The sequence below is a fragment of the Thermodesulfobacteriota bacterium genome (assembly GCA_030583865.1).
GTDB lineage: Bacteria > Desulfobacterota > GWC2-55-46 > GWC2-55-46 > GWC2-55-46 > UBA5799.
Genome location: CP129479.1, coordinates 2309222 through 2329346, shown reverse-complemented (window position 1 = coordinate 2329346; position 20125 = coordinate 2309222). Strand labels below are relative to the sequence as shown.

Below are 20125 nucleotides of genomic sequence, written 5' to 3'. Positions count from 1 at the left end.
GCAGTCCATGCGTTCAGACCGCCATGTTGCCCGGCCTCTGCCTTTCTGATTTTTTCGTCATTCTGAGGGAGTGTTAGCGACCGAAGAATCTTGTACTAAGCCTTGTTGCAAAAAGCCCTTTATCGCGCTGTCGCGCTCTTTTTGGGCATAAGGCTCCGCTCCCTTCCGCCTCCATCCTCCGGGCTCGGCCCTTAAGTCGCTCGGCCTTTGGCCTCGCTCCTGCTGCCCCGCCTCGCCCGCCCCTCCTCCAACCCTATGTTCGCTCCGCCTTATGCCCCGTGGTGGTTTGAAATGCAGAAAACAAAAACGAGTGAGATTCTTTTTGTCTTGAAACAAACCCCGGAGGGTAAGGCGAGCGCTGCATAAGGGAGGCGGAGCGTGAACGGGCCGGGGAAGCCAGGAGCGAAGCGACTTAAGGGGCCCGTTCACGGGGTGGGGGAGGAGGCTAGCAAGCGAGCCTTACCCTCAAAACCGCACGGTAGTGCGGAAAAGGTCCTTGTTGCTTCAGGCCGCTCCTTGCTCCTTCAAGGCCTCGGTCTGGTAATAGCCTATGAGGCTGTCCGTAAGCTCGTCGAGGTCGCCCTCCATGACCTCGGTTAGCCTGTGGAGCGTAAGCCCTATCCTGTGGTCCGTGACCCTGTTCTGCGGGAAGTTGTAGGTCCGTATCTTCTCGCTCCTGTCGCCGGTGCCGACCTGGGTTTTCCTGTCCGCCGCGATCTTTTTCTGCTGCTCCTGTATCTTCATGTCGAGTATCCGGGCCTTCAATACCTTGAAGGCCTTCTCCCGGTTCTTGTGCTGGCTCTTCTCCTCCTGGCAGGCCACGACCACGCCCGTGGGGATGTGGGTCATGCGGACGGCGGTCTCGACCTTGTTGACGTTCTGTCCTCCGTGCCCGCCCGACCTGAAGGTATCGACCCTTATGTCGTCCATGCGGATGTCGACCTCGACGTCCTCGGCCTCGGGCATGACCGCGACCGTCACGGTGGAGGTGTGCCTCCTGCCGGATGCCTCTGTCTCCGGGACCCTCTGCACGCGGTGCACCCCGCTCTCGTACTTGAAGCGCGAGTACGCGCCCTTGCCCTCTATGGAGGCTATGACCTCCTTAAGGCCGTTAAGGCCCGTGGGGCTTGAGCTCATGACCTCGACCTTCCAGCCGCGCTGCTCGGCGTACCTCGAGTACATCCTGAAGAGCTCCCCGGCGAAGAGCGACGATTCCTCCCCGCCCGCCCCGGCCCGTATCTCGAGGATTATGCCCTTTTCGTCATTGGGGTCTTTTGGGAGGAGCATTATCTTAATGGCCTTTGAGACCTCCTCCCTTTTTTCCTGGAGAAGCGGTATCTCCTCTTTGGCAAGCTCCCTAAGCTCCGCGTCCTTTCCTTCGAGTATCTGCCTGTTATCGGCTAGTTCGCGGTCGAGCCTCTTCAATTCCCTGTACGCCTCGACTATATCATTGATAGCGGCCTGCTCCCTGGCGTATTTCTGGTAGACCTCGGGGTTTCCTGCCACATCAGGGAGGGCCAGCATATCTGAAATCTCGGCGTGCCGGGCTTCTATGTCTTCAAGTCTTTTTTCAATCATTTTGGAATATCAAGTGCCCCTCATTTCTAAAGAGGGGCAGGGGAGATTAATCTTGAATTTTAATCCACCTCAGTCCCCCTTTGGAAAACGGGATACTGAAAAGGGCCCGTATTCATGCGCCGGATTGCGCGGGACGGCTGAAAAGGAAGCGCGCCGCCGGGCTACAGGCTCCTGAACCTTTCCCTGGTCTCTTTGGGTTTGCCGCAGGTCATCTCGCCCTCGGAGCATTTGCCGCTAACGCACGACGGGCCCGAGTCCCTGAATATGAACGGGGCTACGTTTTTAACGCACCGGAGCATCTCGACGGCCATCTCGCGGATCTCCCATTGGGCCCTTTCGCAGCAGCGGAGGCTTAAGAAATGCAATAGCTCCCGGGCGTTCATCGTGACTATTATCTTGGTGCAGGCGGCGTTGGGGAGAAGGTACCTCGCGTCCTCTGCCGGGATGCCCATATCCACGAGCTTCCTGTAATCCCTGTAGGCCCGCTTTACGGCCCCTTCGAAGAGCTTTTTCTTTTCCGGGTCCGAGGCGATTGTGTGCGGCACCGCGTACTCCGGGGCGGAGGCGGTCACGTATCTCTGGCTTTGCTGGGAATAGGAGGCGAGCCTGTGGCGCACGAGCTGGTGAGACGTGGCCCTTGAGATGCCTTCTATGCCGAAGGTAAAGGAGGCGTGCTCAAGGACCGAAAGGTGCCCCATCTTGAGGATCTTCCCGAGGAACTTCTCGATGGAGATCCCCGAGACCTTCTCCTCAATCTCACGGATGCCGGAGTCCGAATAGCAGAGCCGGGCCGCCATGGCGACGGTCTTCTCCGGCTCCGGCGTGTGCCTGAGGAGGATAACCTTCACCGGACCTCCGGGCTCAGGCCTGTTTCGCGTGCTTCTGGTACTTCTTCCTGAACTTCTCGATCTTCCCGGCGGTGTCGAGGAATTTCTGCTCCCCGGTGTAGAAGGGATGGCAGTTGGAGCATATCTCGACCGATATGTCCTTCTTCGTCGAGCCGGTTGCGACCACGTTCCCGCACGCGCAGTGTATCTTTGTCTCGTTGTAGGCGGGGTGTATTCCCTCTTTCATCTTCTTCCCTCCTGATAATGCCTCGCAGCGCTTTCCATCTCTTTCGATGTGCGGGCGAGCAAATGTTTTTTTTCGGCAACTCTGCTAATACCGCCCCGTTATCCGGGGGCGGAAATGCCGGGGAAGACCCTTCCCGGCCAAGCGTAATAGCACATAATAGCAACTATATGCCTGGATTTCAACATAAAAGGAAGGCCCGCCCGAAAAGGCGCGGGCAGGCCTGGATTGCCTCTTTTTTAGCGTGGTGCGCCTACCTGCTCATGGAATCTAGGAAGGCCTTGTTGCTGGGCGTGCTCTGTATCTTATCGAGCAGGAACTCCATCGACTCGATGGGGTTCAGAGGCTGGAGCACCTTCCGGAGTATCCATATCCTGTTGAGCGCCTCTTTCGTAAGGAGGAGGTCCTCCTTCCTCGTACCCGACTTGTTGAGGTCTATGGCCGGGAAGATCCTCCTCTCAGCGAGCTTCCTGTCGAGGACTATTTCCATGTTGCCGGTACCCTTGAACTCCTCGAAGATGACCTCGTCCATGCGGCTTCCGGTGTCTATGAGGGCCGTCGCTATGATGGTGAGGCTTCCGCCCTCCTCGATGTTCCTCGCCGCGCCGAAAAACCTCTTGGGCTTGTGGAGCGCGTTCGAGTCGACGCCGCCCGAGAGGACCTTGCCGCTCGGCGGCACTACCGCGTTATAGGCCCTCGCGAGCCTCGTTATTGAGTCGAGCAGTATGACGACGTCCTTCTGGTGCTCGACGAGCCTCTTCGCCTTCTCTATTATCATCTCGGCCACCTGGACGTGCCTTTGCGCGGGCTCGTCGAAGGTCGAGCTTATGACCTCGCCGTTAACGGAGCGCTGCATGTCGGTCACCTCTTCGGGCCGCTCGTCTATGAGGAGAACGAGGAGGACGACTTCCGGGTGGTTCGTGGTAATGGAGTTGGCTATCTTCTGGAGGAGGATGGTCTTGCCGGCCCTGGGCGGGGAGACTATGAGGCCCCTTTGCCCCTTTCCGATGGGGGTGAAGAGGTCCATTATCCTCATCGATATGTCGCTCGGGGCGCCCTTTGCCTCGCTCTTCAATTCCAGGTGTATCTTTTCCTGTGGATAGAGCGGCGTGAGGTTGTCGAAGAGGATCTTGTCCCTTGCGACCTCGGGGTCCTCGTAGTTTACCTTTTCGACCTTGAGGAGCGCGAAGTACCTCTCGCCCTCCTTGGGCGGCCGTATCTGGCCCGAGACTATGTCGCCGGTCCGGAGGTTGAACCTCCGTATCTGCGAGGGAGATACGTATATGTCGTCAGGCCCGGGCAGGTAGTTATAGTCCGGCGCGCGGAGGAAGCCGAAGCCGTCCGGGAGCGTTTCCAGCACGCCCTCTCCGTATATCATCCCGTTCTGCTCGCTCTGCGACTGGAGGAGCGCGAAGATGAGGTCCTGCTTTCTCATGCTGGACGCGGATTCTATGTTATATTTCTTCGCGAGCGATGTGAGCTCGTTTATCTTTTTTTCCTTTAATTCCTTGAGGTTCATATGTACTCCTGTGAAGGGTGTTGTGAAGATGAAATAGGGGTAAGCGGTCTTACTCCAGGCCTTTTGCGATTTTGAAGCGGGTCATGTAATGGGTTTGTTTTCCTCTGGGCTTAAATCTTTCGGATTGTAGCTTTGAGGGCAGCAGTAATGTTGAACTATATTTTGAAAGGTATCTCAACTTTAACACGGCTGAAATGGGCTGTCAAGTGCCTTTTTTTCCGGTTTTAAGGGCGCTTGCGAGCTCCCCGAAGAGCTCCCGCGCCCTGGAGAGGGTCTCCTCTATCGCTCCGTTATTATCTATCACGTAGTCCGCGTACTTGAGCTTCTCGCTTACGGGCATCTGGGAAGCAAGCCTTCGGAGAGCTTCCTCCCTTGACGCGCCGTTCCTTTTCGCGAGCCTCTCCAGCTGTCTTTCCTCGTCGGCATAGACTACTATTATCCTGTCAACCTCGTCTTTCAAGGGCCCCTCGAGGAGGAGCGGCACGTCGATGACCACGAGCTCGTCCGTCCCTGCCCGGGCCATCTCCTCGCGTATCCTCTCCCGTATCCTCATCCGTATTCTCGGATGAGTGATCCCGTTAAGCTTCGCGAGCGCCTCTTTATCGGAGAAGACCCTTTCGGCCAGGGCCTTCCTGTTGATGGTAGCGTCGGGGTTAAGGACCGGGCTTCCGAACTCCGCTATTATCTCTACATAGGCCGGTTTTCCAGGCTCCACCACCTCGCGCGCTATCTCGTCCGCGTCGATGACTTTTGCCCCGAGCCGCTTGAGCTCCGCCGAGACCAGGCTCTTGCCGGTGGCTATGCCGCCCGTGAGGCCTACTATCATCGTCCTGCCGCCCCGCCGCGGGCCACGAGCATTATGAAGCTCAGCTGCCTGCCGGTCCTGCCCTGGTCCCGCCTGTACGAGAAAAAGTCCCCGGAGCAGGACGTGCACGGGGCGGAGCCGCTTATATTACGCTGCCCCACGCCGAGGCTCAGGAGCTGGCTTATGTTCTCGGCCCCGAGGTCGAGCCTCAGGCCGTCGTCGAGCGAGATGAACGAGTCGAGCGACCTGCCCTCTGCCCTGAATTCCTCGTAGACGTTCTCGCCGACCGAATAGCAGCACGGCCCTATGGACGGCCCTATGGCGGCCTTGAGGTCGCGGGGCTTTGTGCCGAAGGCCTTCCCCATCTCCCTTACTGCATTGAGCGTGACCCCGAGCGCGGTCCCTCTCCATCCGGCGTGTACGGCGGAGACCGCTCGGTTCACCGGGTCGAAGAGGAGCACCGGAAGGCAGTCGGCTGTGAGTATGCCTATGGCGGCCCCTTCCTCTGCCGTGATTATCGCGTCCGCATCGGGCGGGGCAAGCGGGGCGTCGGGCCCCAGGCGGAAGACCGAGGCTCCATGCACCTGGTTTATAGTAAAAAGCGAGCCCGCGCCGAACGCGGCGAGCACCCGTTTCCTGTTCTCGTCGACGTGTTCCCTCTTATCGGCTTCCCGCTCGCCGAAGTTGAGGCTTTCATACGGGGGCGCGCTTACGCCCCCCTTCCTCGTGAGGAAGCCGTGGGCAACCCCTTCGTCGAATACGTGCGACGAGAGGTATGTTATGCCGTTAAGTGTCCGCATTCGGGTTCCGATCCCTTTTCAAGCGCGTTGACGAGCCTTTGCATGTCCGGCGGTATCGGCGCCCTGAACTCCATGTGCTCGCCGGTCGCCGGGTGCTCTATGCCGAGCGACCAGGCATGGAGCATCTGCCGTCTTATGCCCTTGAGGACGTCCGTAGCGGCCTTGGGGAGCGCGGGCGGAATGGCCCGTTTCCCGTAGACCTGGTCGCCGACCACGGGGTGGTGCACGGCGTTCAAATGCACCCTTATCTGGTGCGTCCTCCCGGTCTCGAGCCTTAGCTCAAGGAGCGTCATGAGCGGGAACCTCTTGAGCACCTTGTACCTCGTGACCGCGCGCCTCTTTATCCTTGCCCTCGTGGAGATCTTTTTCCTCTGCACGGGGTCCCTGCCTATGGCGAGGTCTATCGAGCCCTCGTCGTCCTTGAACGAGCCCCAGACGAGCGCTATGTACCTCCTCCTCGCGCTACGCTCTTTTAGCTGCCTTGCAAGGGAAAGATAGCTCCTGTCGTTTTTGGCGACCGCGAGCGACCCGGTCGTGTCCCTGTCCAGCCTGTGCACTATGCCGGGGCGGAGAGGCGCGCCGGTCAAGGCAAGCCCGCCGGGGCCGGTGTGGTGGAGGAGCGCGTTCACGAGAGTCCCGCTTGTCCTCCCGGCGCCGGGGTGGACCGCCATGCCCGCGGGCTTGTTTACGACGATTATGTCCTTGTCCTCGTAGAGTATGTCTAGGGGCATGTCCTCGGGCTCCGGGTACTCCGGGGCCCGCTCCGGCAAGGAGACCTGTACTGAATCGTTTTCACGGACCTTGTGCCCGGCCTTCACGGGCTTCCCGTTCACAAGGACCCTTCCTTCCTCCGAAAGGGCCTTCATGCGCGAACGGGTGACTTCGGGCATCATGGACGATAAAAATACGTCGACCCTTTGCCGGGATTTCTCGGGCGTTACCGTGAAGGTGCTGATTTTTCCCATCAAAGAATCAGACCGCGGGAGAGAGTTTTACGGGCGGCTGCCCGGTACCATGCGCGGGGCCTTGAAGAAAGCGAAAAGGGGCTACCAGATCCCGGACTCGATATTGCCGTTCCTTTTTATGAGGATGTCCACGATGGCCCGGTTGTACAGGCCGTTCTTCTTGTCGAGGTCCGGGGCCACCCTGCTCCTGTAGAGCTCGAGCCCCTCGTTGATCTCCTTTTCGAGGAGGTCGAAGATGTTGTCGTTCTTTATGCCTTCGAGGATCTTTTCCTTGTTGTAGATGGCTATGTCGGAGACTATGGTCCTTGCGAGCCTCGCGGCCGCCTCGCGGTTGGTTATAAGACTCATGCCTGGACCCTCTTCTGTGTGATCTCGTTTACGAGCACGTCCCTGCCCCTCTCGGCGTTCGCCCTCACGAGCGACTCTATGAGGGACGAGTCTTTCTGCCTGAACGCTTCTATTATGTCCTTGTGCTGCCGCACCGAGTCGGACATGCGGCCCGGGAGCGAGAGCGCGGTTATCCTGAACCTCTCGAACTGCCGGACAAGGTGGTGCACCGTGGCGCAGAGCTTGTCATTCCCGCAGGAGACTAGGAAGGTGTCGTGGAACTGGTTGTCGAGCCGGAAGAAGTTCTTCACGTCGCCCCTTTCCGCGCATTTTTCCATCTTCGCGTTAAGGGATTCGAGCCTCTCGATGTCCTTGTCCGAGAGCTTCCCGCAGGCGGTCCTCGCGGCGTAGCCCTCGAGGAGGCCCTTTATCTCGTAGAACTCGCTTACGTCCTTGTCGGTTATAGGGCTTACTACCGCGCCCTTCCTGGGCACGACCGAGATGAAGCCTTCGCTCTCGAGCTGGCGGAAGGCCTCGCGGATAGGTGTCCTCGATATGCCGAAGCTTGCGGCTATCTCCTGCTCCGGGACCCTTTCGCCGGGCTTAAGGCGGCCTGTGACGATGGAGTCCTTTATGAAGTCCACTATCCGTTCCCTCAGTGTGAGGGGCCTCTCCACCGGGTAATCAAGCACCTTTATCTTTTCCATTTCAGTCAATCGGGTTCTGGTGGGTAGATTCAGGGTTAATCCTCCCTGCTCTCCGGGGCGGGGCTTTTTAAAGATGGAAGCAGACCCAATCGCCCGCTTTTTGCCGTGCGGGCCCTTCCGGGAGCCCTGGTACCCGGCCGCCTGCGGCAAGAACACAGTCCATTTGATATTAATGTATACTGTATACATAGCGAAAAGTCAAGCGTTTTCGGGGTTAAGGCAGTCTGCCTGGGAGGGGAGCAGGGCATGTATTGACGGCGGGCCGGGCTCCGGGCGAACGGACCCGTTCGCCCGGAATTGCTTGCGCCCGGCCATCATTTCAGGTTTAATGTTTATTTTGAGTCCGGACGGAAAGGTGTGCTCGAGGTAATGGGAGACAGGAAAAGAGTGCAGGTACATGTGCCCTATCCGTATCTGCTCGAAAAGACCGGACGCCTCATGGACCTGGGCATCAACCCCGAGATATTCATGGACGCCTTCTTCATCGAGGAGGCCAGGCCAAGGGACCTTGAGCGCATACGCGACGCCTTCGCGGAAAAGGGGCTCACGATTACAGTCCACGGCCCTTACATCGACCTTAACCCCGGGAGCAGGGAAGAGAAGACGAGGTTACTGACCGTCGGCGTTTATGACAGGCTCTTCGGGGTGGTGGAGATTTTGAAGCCCAGGACAGTGGTCCTCCATGCCGGCTACCACGAGCGCAAATACAAGGGGGATAAGGACCTCTGGCTCTCTCAGAGCCTCAAGACCTGGCCTGAGTTCGTCAAAAGGGCAGAGCGCATAGGTACCGTTATTGCCGTGGAGAACATATTCGAGAGGGAGCCTTCGACCTTGAGGCTTCTCATGGATGAATTACCCTCCCCGAACCTGGGGATCTGCCTGGACGCCGGCCACATGAGGGTCTTCTCGGAGGTGGATTTCGAGGAATGGTTCGCCGCGCTCGGCCCGAGGGTCGCCGAGGTCCATTTGCACGACAACCACGGAAAGCGCGACGACCACCTCCCCATAGGCGACGGCTCGATAGACTTCGAAAGGTTCATGGACCTCCTCTCGAAATATACTAAAGACCCCGTCTACACGATCGAGCCGCACGGCGAGGACGCCATGTTCCGGGCCATCGAGGCGGTCAGGCGCTACCTGTAGGCAACCTCTAAAAAGTGATCTTTTCCCCGGATTCTGTGTCAGGCCGTGAATAAAGATGCTCACATATTAATCATATATGCCCCGCTTTTTATTCCCGGCTTTCCTTGAGTGCGTGAAAAATCTCTAGTTTTTAGAGGTTGCCTTTAAAAGCTTTTCCCTTGACTGCCCCCGGGCAACCTGTTAGCCTTACGCGAAACTCGACGCACCGGTGCCCGCTTGGAGGCTGAAGAACCTTTTGGGGGAAACTTTCTGTAGAAAGTTTCCCCCAGACCCCCTTCAAAAAGAGTTTGAGAGAACCTTTTTACAAAAAGGTTCTCTCAAAAGTCTTCTGCCTCTCAGCCGGGCCAATAGGGAATTCCCGTAAAAACGGGAGCTGCCCCGCAACTGTGAGCGGCGACGAAACCTTGCGGATCCACTGGCCTTGGCCGGGAAGGGCGAGGGAGTAGGAAGACCCGCGAGCCAGGAGACCTGCCGGAGCTTTTTCGAAGACCTTCCGAGGGAGAGGGTCGGCAGGCGCTGGAAGCATGATTGTGGCGCATGGCTTGCCCGTGACCCGTCCTTCGGAAGAGAAGGCCGGGTTTTCTCATTTCCGGCATTTGAGACCGTAAATGGAGGTCCGCATGGAGCGTGGTCTGGTTCACATTTATACCGGCGAAGGCAAGGGGAAGACTACCGCCGCTGTGGGGCTCGCGGCCAGGGCCGCCGGCCAGGGCATGAAGGTGCTTTTTATACAGTTCTTCAAGGAGGAGAAGGCCTCGTCCGGCGAAAAGGAGAGCCTGAGGAGTCTCGGGGTGGACCTTGTCCGGTCCGATGTGCGTCATCCCATGTTCACAGGCGGGAAGACCGACCTACAGGCGGTCAAGGCGTCCGTTGTGGGGACCTACGAGGCGGCAAAGGACAAGCTGTCGGAAGGCGGCTACGGCCTCGCGGTCTTCGACGAGATAATGTCTGCCGTGAACGGCGGCTGGATAAGCGCTGACGACGTGCTCGGCTTTTTCGATTCAAGGCCGGCCTCTCTCGAAGTCGTCCTTACCGGAAGGAACGCGCCCCTGGAGCTTGTGAAGGCGGCTGACTACGTAACCGAGATGCTCAAGATAAAGCACCCGTTCGACCACGGGGTGCAGGCGAGGAAGGGGATAGAGTTCTGATGCCGGGAGAGTTCTCTTTCGTCATCGGCGGCGCGCGTTCCGGCAAGAGCGCGTTCGCGCTCGGCCTCGCCTCGAACCTGCCCGGGAGGAAGGTCTACATAGCTACAGCCGAGGCCCTCGACCCGGAGATGGATGAGAGGATACGGAGGCACAGGGAGGAGCGCGGCGCGGAATGGGAGACTATCGAAGAGGGTAAGGAGCTGGGCAAGAGGGTATCGTCGCTCGGCCCGGGATGCGCCGTGGTAATAGATTGCCTTACGCTGTGGATAACGAATTTAATCTCCCGGGGCCTTTCTGACAGGGATATATTGGACGAGGCAGGGGCGCTCGCAATGGCGTGCAAAGAGTCCGCCTCAAGCGTGGTCGCCGTATCAAACGAGGTCGGACTCGGCATAGTGCCGGAGAACGCGCTCGCAAGGAGGTTCAGGGACCTCTCGGGCGCGGTCAATAAGGAGATGGCTTCCTCCGCTAAAGAGGTATGGTTTCTCGCGGCGGGCCTGCCCCTTAGAATGAAATGACGAAGAGCGCGACGTCAAAAACCCGCATCTTTGCCGCCGTTTTCGGCGGAAACCTTGTCTTCGTTTTCTTTAACGCGGCAATCGCCTGGGCCCTGGCCTTTTTCAATATCACCCCATACGGCAGGTTCGTGGCGGCCTTTTTCAGGGGCAGGACCAGGGAAGAGGCAGCGGCGCGGATAGAGTCGGAGAGGGCCCTTTTCGAATCGATGCTGGCCGAGGCCTCGACGTTCGCCAACCTCTTCCTCACGCCGGTTTCCGGTTTCGTAATGGGCTTTTTTGCCGGGGCGATGCTCGCGAAAAATAGAAGGCTCGCGATAGTATGGTCGGTCCTCGCGGCGTCTCCGCTCTCCGTCTTCTTCCTCGTAAAAGCAGGCGGAGGCCCGGAAAGGTTGATGTACCTGGCCCTGTTTCTCGCTATGACCGCGCTCGGCGGCATTGCCGGGAGCGCGGTCTTCGGTAAAAATAAAAAGGAGACGGCGGATGTCGATGTTTGAGGAAGCCCTCGGGGGCATAAGGCCGGTCGACGCCGGGCTCATCGAAGAGGCCCGGAAGCGGCTCGACTCACTTACTAAGCCCAGGGACAGCCTGGGAAGGCTCGAGGAGTTCGCGAAAAGGATGGTCGCAATAACCGGCGAGCTCAGGCCTTGTCTGGACAGGAAAACGATCTTCACCTTTGCCGGTGACCACGGGGTGGCCGACGAAGGGGTATCGGCGTTCCCGAAGGAAGTCACACGGCAGATGGTCCATAACTTCCTCATGGGCGGGGCCGGGATAAACGCCCTTGCCAGGCACGCAGGCGCGGATGTGGTGGTGGTCGACATAGGCGTGGACTTTGATTTCGACGACGCGCCGGGGCTGGTTAAAAGGAAGGTCGTCCGTGGCACGCGGAATATCCGGAAGGGCCCGGCCATGACCAGGGGAGAGACGGTAAACTGCATTGAGGTCGGCATTTCCCTTGCCAGGGATTACGCCGGCAAGGGCGCGATATTCGGCACAGGGGAGATGGGCATAGCGAATACCACCCCGGCGAGCGCCATAATAGCCGCGCTCTCGGGCCTTCCGCCGGAGGCGGTAACCGGAAGGGGCACCGGGATAGACCACGCGATATTCAGGCACAAGGTGAAGGTCATTGAGGACGCGATAGCCGTCAACAGGCCCGACCCCTCGGACCCGCTCGACGTGCTCGCAAAGCTCGGCGGCGCGGAGATAGCGGGTATAGCCGGGCTTGTAATAGGCGCGGCCTCAAAAAGGGTGCCTGTCGTGGTGGACGGCTTCATCTCCACCGCGGGCGCTCTCATGGCACGCGAGCTTGAGCCAGTTACCGCCCAGTACATGTTCGCCGCGCACAGGTCTGTGGAGAAGGGGCACGGCGCGATGCTCGAAAGGCTGGGCCTTAAGCCTTTCGTGGACCTGGATTTGAGGCTCGGGGAGGGCACTGGCGCGGCCATAGGCATAACGCTCATCGAAGCCGCTTTAAGGGCGTATAACGAGATGGCGACCTTCGGGGACGCGGGCGTCTCTGAAGAAAACGCGTAGCAGGCTGCTCAAAAAGCTCAATCTGCGGCGTCGTCTTCAAAATTCGTCATTGCGGCGTACCAAAAAGTACGCCTCATTCCTCATTTTTCGACTCCTTGCATCTTGAACTTTTTGAGCAGCCTGAAAATGTGATTCCGAGTTTTCCGGCAGCCTGCTAATTAAAACGGGAGAGAAATTGAAAGGATTCATAGTAGCCCTCCAGTTCCTTACCATCTTCAGGATCGGGAAGCCCGTAAGTGTGCCCGAGCCCCGGGAGCTTTCCCGCTCAATGGCCTGGTTCCCGGTAGTCGGGGCGCTCCAGGGGCTTATACTGGTCGTCGCGTATTCCGTCCTTAAGGCGTTCCTGCCCGAGAGTGTGGCCCTGGCCTCCCTCATCCCGGTCCTCCTCCTTACGAACGGGGGACTTCACCTGGACGGGTTCGCTGACACGATAGACGGGCTCGCGGGCGGAAGGGACAGGGAGGATATCCTCCGCATAATGCGCGACAGCTCCGTGGGCGCCATAGGCGCGGCAGGAGTCACGCTCATTATCCTTTTGAAGTTCCTTTCGCTCCACGAGCTTCCTTCAAGCGATAAGGCCTGGGCCATATTCCTATTTCCGGTATTCGGGAGGTGGGCGATGGTGCCGCTTGCCGCGTTCTCCGGCTACGCGAGGCCCTCGGGCGGCCTCGGAGAGGCATTCGCCGGGAATACGAAAGGTGTGCTCGTTATGGCCACGTTGCTCGCGGTCGTCCTTGCCGCGCCGTTCGCCGGTCCGTTTCCCGTTCTCATTTTCGCTCTTCTCGGGGTTATAATCTATATGTCGTCACTATACTTCAAAAGAAAGCTCGGCGGGGTGACGGGTGACGTGTTCGGTTTCCACAGCGAGATGGCCGAGCTCCTTTTCCTTATCGGGGCGCTCGCGATAGCAGGCACGAGATCGACCGGAGGCATTGGGATATGAGAGCCACAAGGCTTTACCTGATAAGGCACGGACAGGTGGTGAACCACCACGAGTACCGCTATAACGGCCACTTCGATATCGACATAACCCCTACCGGGGTCGATCAGATGAGGAGGGTGTCCGAGTTCCTCGCAACGGAGCCCATAAAGGCGGTCTATTCGAGCGACCTCCAGAGGGCCGTGAAGGGCGCGCGCATCATAGGCAAGGCCCTGGGGATCGAGCCGGTCATGGTGCACGACCTCCGCGAGCTTAACCTCGGGAGGTGGGAGGGCCTTACGAGGGAGGAGGCCATAGCCAGATACCCCGAGGAGGCGGACTTCAGCTTCAAGGACCTTGCGACGAGCAAGGTGAAGGAAGGCGAAAGCCTCGTGGAGCTCCGGGCAAGGGTGGTCCCGGCCCTCGCCACCCTACTCGACCGCCACAGGCACGAGTCCGTATGCGTCGTCGCACACGGGGGCGTAAACAGGGTGGTCTTGAGCGAGGCAATGGGCCTGCCGCTCGAAAGGTTTTTCAGCATCGAGCAGGACTTCGGCTGCCTCAACGTAATCGACTACCTGGACGACGGCCTGAAGGTAGTGAAGCTACTTAACGGGGGGCCGAACCAGGATATGCGGCCCACGGAAATATACTAGGCTGCTCAAAAAATCCATCTGCGTCGAAGGCTACGTCGCTGGCTACGAAGGCGTACACGAAAAGTACGCCTCGTTACTCGCTCCCCTGTTCCAATGGGGGCCTCGCATCCGGAGCTTTTTGATCAGCCTTAAAGCCGAGCTTGGTAAGCCGGTAGGATTCCTTTGTCAGAGACCCGAAAGATACCCGCATTCATCGTGGCAGGGGCGGCGAGCGGCTCAGGAAAGACGCTTGTGACCCTCGGCATATTGGAGGCGCTTAAGAAGCGGGGCCTCAAGGTGCAGGCCTTCAAGGCCGGGCCGGACTACATAGACCCCGGCCTCCACAGGGCTGTCCTCGGACGCCCCTCCTATAACCTCGACACCTGGATGATGGGTGCAGAAGGCGTAAGGGAGACCTTCGCCCGTGCGGTAAAAGACGCGGACTGCGCGGTAATAGAAGGCGTCATGGGGCTCTTTGACGGCAGGGACGGCAGGAGCGAGGAAGGCTCAACAGCGCACCTTTCAAAGACGCTCGGCGTGCCGGTACTTCTCGTTGCCAACGCCGAGAAGGCCGCCCGCAGCATGGGCGCGGTCATAAAGGGCTTCGAGGCGTATGACCCCGGAGTGGACATAAGATGGGCGATATTCAACAAGACCGGGAGCCCAAGGCACGCTGAAATATTGATGGACTCCATGCCCCGGGGTTCGGGTATAAAGCTCTTGGGGTGTATCAGGAGGGACGAGTCCCTCGGGATAAAGGAAAGGCACCTTGGCCTTGTGACCGCCTCGGAAGACCCGGATATCATAAGGAGAGCGGCAAAAAAGGCGGCGCTCGCCATTGAGTCCTCCATCGACCTCGACAGGCTCCTTAAGCAGGGTGTGAAGGTAGCGCGCTTTACTGAAACCCGGCCCGCTAAAGGCGGGAAGGTCAGGATAGCTGTCGCAATGGACGAGGCCTTCTCCTTTTATTACCAGGAGAACCTCGATATCCTTGTATGGCTCGGGGCGGATATCTTGCCCTTCAGCCCCTTAAGGGACGAAAAGCTGCCCGAAGGCGTTGACGGCCTCTATATCGGAGGCGGATACCCGGAGCTGCATGCCCCGGCCCTCGAAGCGAATAGATTCTTGAGGGACTCAATAAGGGTGCTTGCAAAAAAAGGGCTTCCCATATATGCCGAATGCGGCGGCCTCATGTATCTCGGGAAGGCGATCGAGCGCGAGGGTAAAAGGTCCGGCATGGCAGGGGTCTTTCCCTGGACCACGCGGCTTCTTTCCAGGAGAAAGGCGCTCGGCTACAGGGAGGTCTCTCTTACGCAGGAGTGCCCTTTCCTCAAGAGGGGCACGGTCCGGGGGCATGAGTTCCATTACTCGGAGATGGCTTCCGGCCCAAAGGGGGTGGGCATGGGTTACATGGCCAGGGGCGGCCCTGAAACCTTTCCAGAAGGGTTCAGCAAAGGGAGCGCCCTTGCGAGCTATATACATCTCCATTTCGCGAGCAACCCGGCCTTCCCCAGGGCCTTTCTCCGTACCGCGATGCTATACCGGAGGCTGAAATGAAAATGCTCACATATTCACATAGATGCTGCGCTTTTTATTTTCCGCCCTTCCTCGACCTCAGAAAAAATCCTAATTTAGAGGCGCCCTAAAGTAAACGCATGTTAATCAAGGGCTTGGGCCTCATCCTGGGCAGTCTCCCGTTCCGCTTGTAACCAGCCGTTTTTTTCTGGTACTATATCCCTCCGTTCCACTTGGGCTCCTTCACAATTCAGACGGGTTCCGCCATATGCTTTCAAGGGTGCTTACGGCATCTACGCTCGGAGTTGATGCCCTGCTCGTAGAGGTAGAGGTCGACATTTCAAGGGGCCTCCCCTCCTTTTCAACGGTCGGCCTTCCTGACAACGCGGTCAAGGAAAGCAAGGACAGGGTAAGGGCCGCTGTCAAGAACTCGGGATATGCGCTCCCGGCCAAGAAGATTACCGTAAACCTCGCCCCTGCCTACATCAAGAAAGAAGGGACCACCTTCGACCTGCCGGTCGCTGTCGGCATACTCAAAGCCGAAGGCATGATAAAGAGCGAGTCGATCGAGGATTACCTGGTAATGGGCGAGCTTTCGCTCGACGGCGGCATTAGGCCCATAAGGGGGGCGCTCTCCGTGGCCGTGCTCGCGCGCGAGCTGCGTAAAAAAATCATCCTGCCGTTGGAGAACCGTAGCGAGGCGGCCATAGTGAAGGGCGTGGACGTCTTCGGGGTAGGGAGCCTTGCGGAGCTTATGGAGTTCCTGAACGGCAATTCCAGCATCGAGCCTTTTACTATAGATGAAAATGCGGCCTTGAGCGCCGATCCAGGGAGCCGCCTTGATATCTCAGACGTCAAGGGGCAGGAGCACGTAAAGCGGGCGCTTGAGGTCGCGGCCGCCGGCGGGCACAACGTCCTTATGATAGGCCCGCCCGGCTCCGGGAAGACCATGCTCGCAAAGAGGGTCCCGACGATATTGCCGGACTTCACCCTCGACGAGGCGATCGGTACGACAAAGGTGCACAGCGTGGCCGGAATGCTTCTGCCGGGGAGCGCGCTCGTAACCGAGCGGCCGTTCAGGTCGCCGCACCACACGATATCCGACGCCGGGCTCATCGGCGGCGGGCGGGTGCCCCGCCCGGGCGAGGTGAGCCTCGCCCATAACGGGGTACTTTTCCTCGACGAGCTGCCCGAGTTCAGGAAGAACGTCCTCGAGGTCCTGAGGCAGCCCTTGGAAGACGGCAAGGTCACCATCTCCCGGGCCGCGGTATCGCTCACATATCCGGCCGAGTTCATGCTTATAGGGGCCATGAACCCCTGCCCTTGCGGGTATCTGGGAGACGCGCACAAGGAATGCGTGTGCACGCCCCTTCAGGTGCAGCAGTACAGGTCGAGGATATCCGGGCCGCTTCTCGATAGGATAGACATACACTGCGAGGTGCCTGCCGTGAGGTTCAGGGAGCTTTCGGGATCGAGGTCCGGGGAGGCCTCGGCGGACATAAAGGAGAGGGTCGACAGGGCCAGGGCCGCGCAGGCCGAGCGGTTCAAGGGCCTGGGCATATTCTCGAACAGCAGGCTCACGGCAAGGCTCGTAAGGAAGTTCTGCGAGGTGAAGGGAGAGACCTCGAAGCTCCTTGAGACCGCCGTCGAGAGGCTCGGCCTCTCGGCAAGGGCGTATACGAGGGTATTGAAGGTCGCAAGGACGATAGCCGACCTCGACGGCTCGGAAATAATACTTTCGAACCACGTATCCGAGGCCATCCAGTACAGGAGCCTCGACAGGCAGCTCGTTTGATGAAGGACGGTAAGGACATAAAAGAGGCCCCGGGCAAGCCGGAGGCGAAGCGCTGGCCCGGAGGCGCGGATATCGAGCTACTCTCAGCCATCTTCGATTCCGCGATGGACGGGATATTCGTCATCGGCATGGACGGGAGATACCGCGAGGTGAACCCAGCGGGCTGCATGATGTTCGGGTACTCGCGTGAAGAGCTCATGATCTCGGATACGAGCCTCCTCCTTTTCCCCGAGGACGCGCCGAGGGCCTTCGAGGAGATAAGGAGTAGTGACGGGGTATTTCACCCGAGCTACAGGATGAGGAGGAAGGACGGGTCCGAGGTCTGGGTGGGCATGACGGTCAAGACGGTCCAGGCCGGCGGCGAGAAGCTCAAGCTTGCCGTAAAAAGGGACGTTACCGAGCGGAAGAAGTACCTCGACGGGATAAGGACCTCGAAGGAGCAGCTGGAAGAGAAGGTCAGGAGGCGCACGGCCGAGCTGAAGTCGGTCAACAGGTCCCTCGAGATGCAGATATCGAAGAGGGTGAGGACCGAAGAGCTCCTCCATACCATCCTGAAGGCGACCTCGTCCGTAACGGGCGAGGAGTTCCTGCGTACCCTCGTCCGCCATCTCGCCGTCGCGCTGGAATTCAAATACGCGCTCGTGGCGGAGCACGTCGGCGGGATGAAGGCCCGAACCCTGGCGTTCTGGGCCAAGGGGCGGTTCGCGGATAATTTCGAATACGCGCTCGAAGGCACCCCTTGTGAAAATGTCGCCAGGGGCGAGCTCTGCGCATACCCGAGCCGCGTGCAGGAGGCCTTTCCCCGGGACCGGTATCTCGTCCAGATGGAGGCCGAGAGCTACGTGGGCGTGCCGCTCGTGGGCTCGGACGGCAGGGCCCTGGGCCTCCTTGTGGCCATAGACGACAAGCCCCTTGTCGTGGAGCATGACGCGAGGGCGCTAATGCGCCTCTTTGCGCTCAGGGCGGCCCTCGAACTGGAGAGGAAGAGGTCCGAGGACGAGAGGAAGAAGTCCATCGAGATGCTCAATATCATCTCCGACCACTCGGGCGCGGCGATATTGATCAAGGATTCGGAAGGCAGGCACATATTCGTAAACAAGTCGTTCGAGGACCTGTTCAAAAGGAAGAAAGAGGAGATACTCGGCTTAAGGGACCGTGACCTCTTTCCGGCGCTGACCGCGGCGGGCTTCAGGGCGAACGACATAAAGGCGCTCGAGGCTGGCAGGCCCGTCGAGTTCGAGGAGGAGGTCTTGAACCCCGACGGCAGGCTCCTTACCTTCCTTTCGGTCAAGTTCCCGGTCCCCGGTCTGCCGGGCGCCATCTGCGCCATCTCCACGGACATAACCGAAAGGAAGAAGATCGAAGAGGCCTTGAGAAGGAGCGAGGAGCGGCTCAGGGAGGCCCAGGCCATAGCGCATATCGGGAACTGGGACTGGGACATACCGAATAACAGGCTCCACTGGTCGGACGAGATATTCAGGATATTCGGCCTCGACGCCGCGGAGTTCGAGGCCACTTACGACGCCTTCCTCTCGCTCGTCCATCCGGACGACAGGGATGAGGTGCAGATAGCGGTGAAAGAGGCGCTGGAGCACGGCAAGCCTTACGATGTCCGGCACAGGGTGCTCCGGCCAGACGGAACCGAGCGCATCGTGACCGAGCGGGCCGAGGTCGTGAGGGACCCCGAAGGGAAGCCCGTCCGCATGTACGGCACTGTCCAGGATGTTACCGAGCACAAGAGGCTCGAGGCCGAGATGCTGAGGGCGCAGAAGCTCGACTCGATCGGCGTCCTTGCCGGTGGCATAGCACATGACTTCAATAATCTGCTGCTCGGGATACTGGGGAACGTCTCAATAGCCAAGAACCTGGTGAAGCCCGCTGACAGGGTCGCGGGCGTGCTCGATGAGATAGAGAAGGCGGCCTTACGGACAAAGAGCCTCACGCGCCAGCTACTCACTTTTTCGCGGGGCGGGGAGCCGGTGCGGGAGCCTGCGTCGATCGAGCAGATTGTGAGGGACTCCGCGCCCCTGGTATTACGGGGCTCCGAGGTGGTCTGCGAGTACTCGTTCCCGGACGGGCTCTGGCCGGTCGAGGTCGACCAGGGGCAGATGGCCCAGGCCGTGAGCAACATAGTCCTCAATGCCCTCCAGGCCATGCCGGACGGCGGAAGGCTCCGGGTGAGCGCCTCGAATATCGAAGTGGACGAGCAGGCGCACCTGCCGCTTAAGCCAGGCAAATACATAAAGACGACCTTCAGGGACTACGGGACCGGCATTCCCGTAAAGCTCCTCCCCAAGCTCTTCGACCCGTTCTTCACGACCAGGAAAAAGGCGAGCGGCCTCGGGCTATCGGTCACCTATTCCATAATAAAGAAGCACAGCGGCCACATAGGCGTGGACTCTGAAATTGGCGAGGGTTCCTCGTTCCACGTGTACCTGCCCGCGTCGGCGGGGAAGCCTGTTGATGCGGCCTCCGACGACACGGTAGTAAAGGGCGCGGGCAGGGTCCTCGTCATGGACGACGAGGAGCTTATACGTGACGTCTCCGGAGAGATGCTCAAGCTCCTCGGATATGAGGCCGTCTTCGCCGTAAGCGGCGGCGAGGCGATAGAGCTTTTCATGAAGGCCAGGGACGAGGGCAGGCCTTTTGACGCAGTCATACTCGACTTGACGGTCCCCGGCGGCCTCGGCGGCATGGAGACCATGCAGAAGCTTAAGGAGATAGACCCCGGCGTAAGGGCCATAGTGTCAAGCGGCTACTCCAAAGACCCGATAATGGCGGATTACAGGAAGTTCGGGTTCTCGGCCGTAATGGCCAAGCCCTACAGGGTGGCCGAGTTCAGCAAGGTCGTAAAGAAGGTCGTAGGCGACGGCGGGAATGAGCAGGGAGGCAAGGGGTAGAAAAAAGGTGCTATCATTTAATAAGGCAACCCCTAAAAATTGATCTTTTCCCCGGACTCTTTGTCAGGCCGGGCATAAAAATGCTCACAAATTAATCATATATGCTCCGCTTTTTATTCCCGGCCTTCCTCGATTGCGGGAAAAATCCCGAGAGCTGTCATTCTGAGGAGCCGAAGGCGACGAAGAATCTCGTAGATTCATTGATCTTATTAGCGCCGAGATTCTTCGCTTCGCTCAGAATGAC

The 20125-nt window shown here is 59.1% G+C and carries 19 protein-coding genes and 1 riboswitch; of the genes, 10 read left to right on the top strand and 9 right to left on the bottom strand.

Going from position 1 to position 20125, the window contains the following annotated elements; genetic code table 11:
* Nucleotides 1-504 precede the first annotated feature (504 nt).
* The 9 genes from prfA to QY316_11025 form a co-directional block, all read right to left on the bottom strand.
* Nucleotides 505-1578, bottom strand: a complete 1074-nt coding sequence (prfA, locus tag QY316_11065) for a peptide chain release factor 1 (GenBank protein ID WKZ32441.1) — start codon at nt 1576-1578, stop codon at nt 505-507.
* 161 nt (nt 1579-1739) lie between these two features.
* Nucleotides 1740-2426: an FAD-dependent thymidylate synthase gene (gene thyX, locus QY316_11060; protein WKZ32440.1), complete on the bottom strand. Its 687-nt coding sequence runs from the start codon at nt 2424-2426 to the stop codon at nt 1740-1742.
* Nucleotides 2427-2439: 13 nt separating this feature from the next.
* On the bottom strand, nt 2440-2652 hold the full coding sequence (gene rpmE / locus QY316_11055) for a 50S ribosomal protein L31 (protein ID WKZ32439.1): 213 nt from the start codon (nt 2650-2652) through the stop codon (nt 2440-2442).
* 250 nt (nt 2653-2902) lie between these two features.
* Entirely contained in the window at nt 2903-4168 is a 1266-nt protein-coding gene (gene rho / locus QY316_11050; protein WKZ32438.1) for a transcription termination factor Rho, read from the bottom strand.
* Nucleotides 4169-4370: 202 nt separating this feature from the next.
* Nucleotides 4371-4994: a dephospho-CoA kinase gene (coaE, locus tag QY316_11045; protein ID WKZ32437.1), complete on the bottom strand. Its 624-nt coding sequence runs from the start codon at nt 4992-4994 to the stop codon at nt 4371-4373.
* Nucleotides 4991-5773 (bottom strand): peptidoglycan editing factor PgeF, encoded by a 783-nt coding sequence (gene pgeF / locus QY316_11040; protein WKZ32436.1) that lies wholly within the window; start codon nt 5771-5773, stop codon nt 4991-4993. The genes coaE and pgeF overlap by 4 nt, the downstream gene beginning before the upstream one ends.
* On the bottom strand, nt 5752-6738 hold the full coding sequence (locus QY316_11035) for an RluA family pseudouridine synthase (protein WKZ32435.1): 987 nt from the start codon (nt 6736-6738) through the stop codon (nt 5752-5754). The genes pgeF and QY316_11035 overlap by 22 nt, the downstream gene beginning before the upstream one ends.
* 81 nt (nt 6739-6819) lie before the next feature.
* Nucleotides 6820-7086 carry a hypothetical protein gene (locus QY316_11030; GenBank protein WKZ32434.1) on the bottom strand — a complete coding sequence of 89 codons (267 nt, stop codon included), beginning with the start codon at nt 7084-7086 and terminating at the stop codon, nt 6820-6822.
* On the bottom strand, nt 7083-7772 hold the full coding sequence (locus QY316_11025) for a GntR family transcriptional regulator (GenBank protein WKZ32433.1): 690 nt from the start codon (nt 7770-7772) through the stop codon (nt 7083-7085). The genes QY316_11030 and QY316_11025 overlap by 4 nt, the downstream gene beginning before the upstream one ends.
* 357 nt (nt 7773-8129) lie before the next feature.
* On the opposite strand from QY316_11025, the gene QY316_11020 reads away from it, so the two are divergent.
* The 10 genes from QY316_11020 (at nt 8130) to QY316_10975 (ending at nt 19881) form a co-directional block, all read left to right on the top strand.
* Entirely contained in the window at nt 8130-8915 is a 786-nt protein-coding gene (locus tag QY316_11020; protein WKZ32432.1) for a sugar phosphate isomerase/epimerase family protein, read from the top strand.
* 311 nt (nt 8916-9226) lie between these two features.
* A riboswitch (cobalamin riboswitch) is annotated at nt 9227-9406 on the top strand.
* 129 nt (nt 9407-9535) lie between these two features.
* Nucleotides 9536-10063 (top strand): cob(I)yrinic acid a,c-diamide adenosyltransferase, encoded by a 528-nt coding sequence (locus QY316_11015; GenBank protein ID WKZ32431.1) that lies wholly within the window; start codon nt 9536-9538, stop codon nt 10061-10063.
* Nucleotides 10063-10581, top strand: coding sequence for a bifunctional adenosylcobinamide kinase/adenosylcobinamide-phosphate guanylyltransferase (cobU, locus tag QY316_11010; GenBank protein WKZ32430.1), 519 nt, complete (start codon nt 10063-10065; stop codon nt 10579-10581). The genes QY316_11015 and cobU overlap by 1 nt, the downstream gene beginning before the upstream one ends.
* Entirely contained in the window at nt 10578-11075 is a 498-nt protein-coding gene (locus QY316_11005; protein WKZ32429.1) for a hypothetical protein, read from the top strand. The genes cobU and QY316_11005 overlap by 4 nt, the downstream gene beginning before the upstream one ends.
* Nucleotides 11062-12117 (top strand): nicotinate-nucleotide--dimethylbenzimidazole phosphoribosyltransferase, encoded by a 1056-nt coding sequence (gene cobT / locus QY316_11000; GenBank protein ID WKZ32428.1) that lies wholly within the window; start codon nt 11062-11064, stop codon nt 12115-12117. Before QY316_11005 ends, cobT begins: the two co-directional genes overlap by 14 nt.
* 175 nt (nt 12118-12292) lie before the next feature.
* On the top strand, nt 12293-13060 hold the full coding sequence (cobS, locus tag QY316_10995; GenBank protein WKZ32427.1) for an adenosylcobinamide-GDP ribazoletransferase: 768 nt from the start codon (nt 12293-12295) through the stop codon (nt 13058-13060).
* A complete protein-coding gene (locus tag QY316_10990) occupies nt 13057-13692 on the top strand; it encodes a histidine phosphatase family protein (protein ID WKZ32426.1) in 636 nt (211 codons plus the stop codon). Before cobS ends, QY316_10990 begins: the two co-directional genes overlap by 4 nt.
* 162 nt (nt 13693-13854) lie before the next feature.
* On the top strand, nt 13855-15228 hold the full coding sequence (locus QY316_10985) for a cobyrinate a,c-diamide synthase (GenBank protein WKZ32425.1): 1374 nt from the start codon (nt 13855-13857) through the stop codon (nt 15226-15228).
* A gap of 226 nt (nt 15229-15454) precedes the next feature.
* Nucleotides 15455-16981, top strand: a complete 1527-nt coding sequence (locus QY316_10980; protein ID WKZ32424.1) for a YifB family Mg chelatase-like AAA ATPase — start codon at nt 15455-15457, stop codon at nt 16979-16981.
* On the top strand, nt 16981-19881 hold the full coding sequence (locus QY316_10975; GenBank protein WKZ32423.1) for a PAS domain S-box protein: 2901 nt from the start codon (nt 16981-16983) through the stop codon (nt 19879-19881). The genes QY316_10980 and QY316_10975 overlap by 1 nt, the downstream gene beginning before the upstream one ends.
* Nucleotides 19882-20125 lie beyond the last annotated feature (244 nt).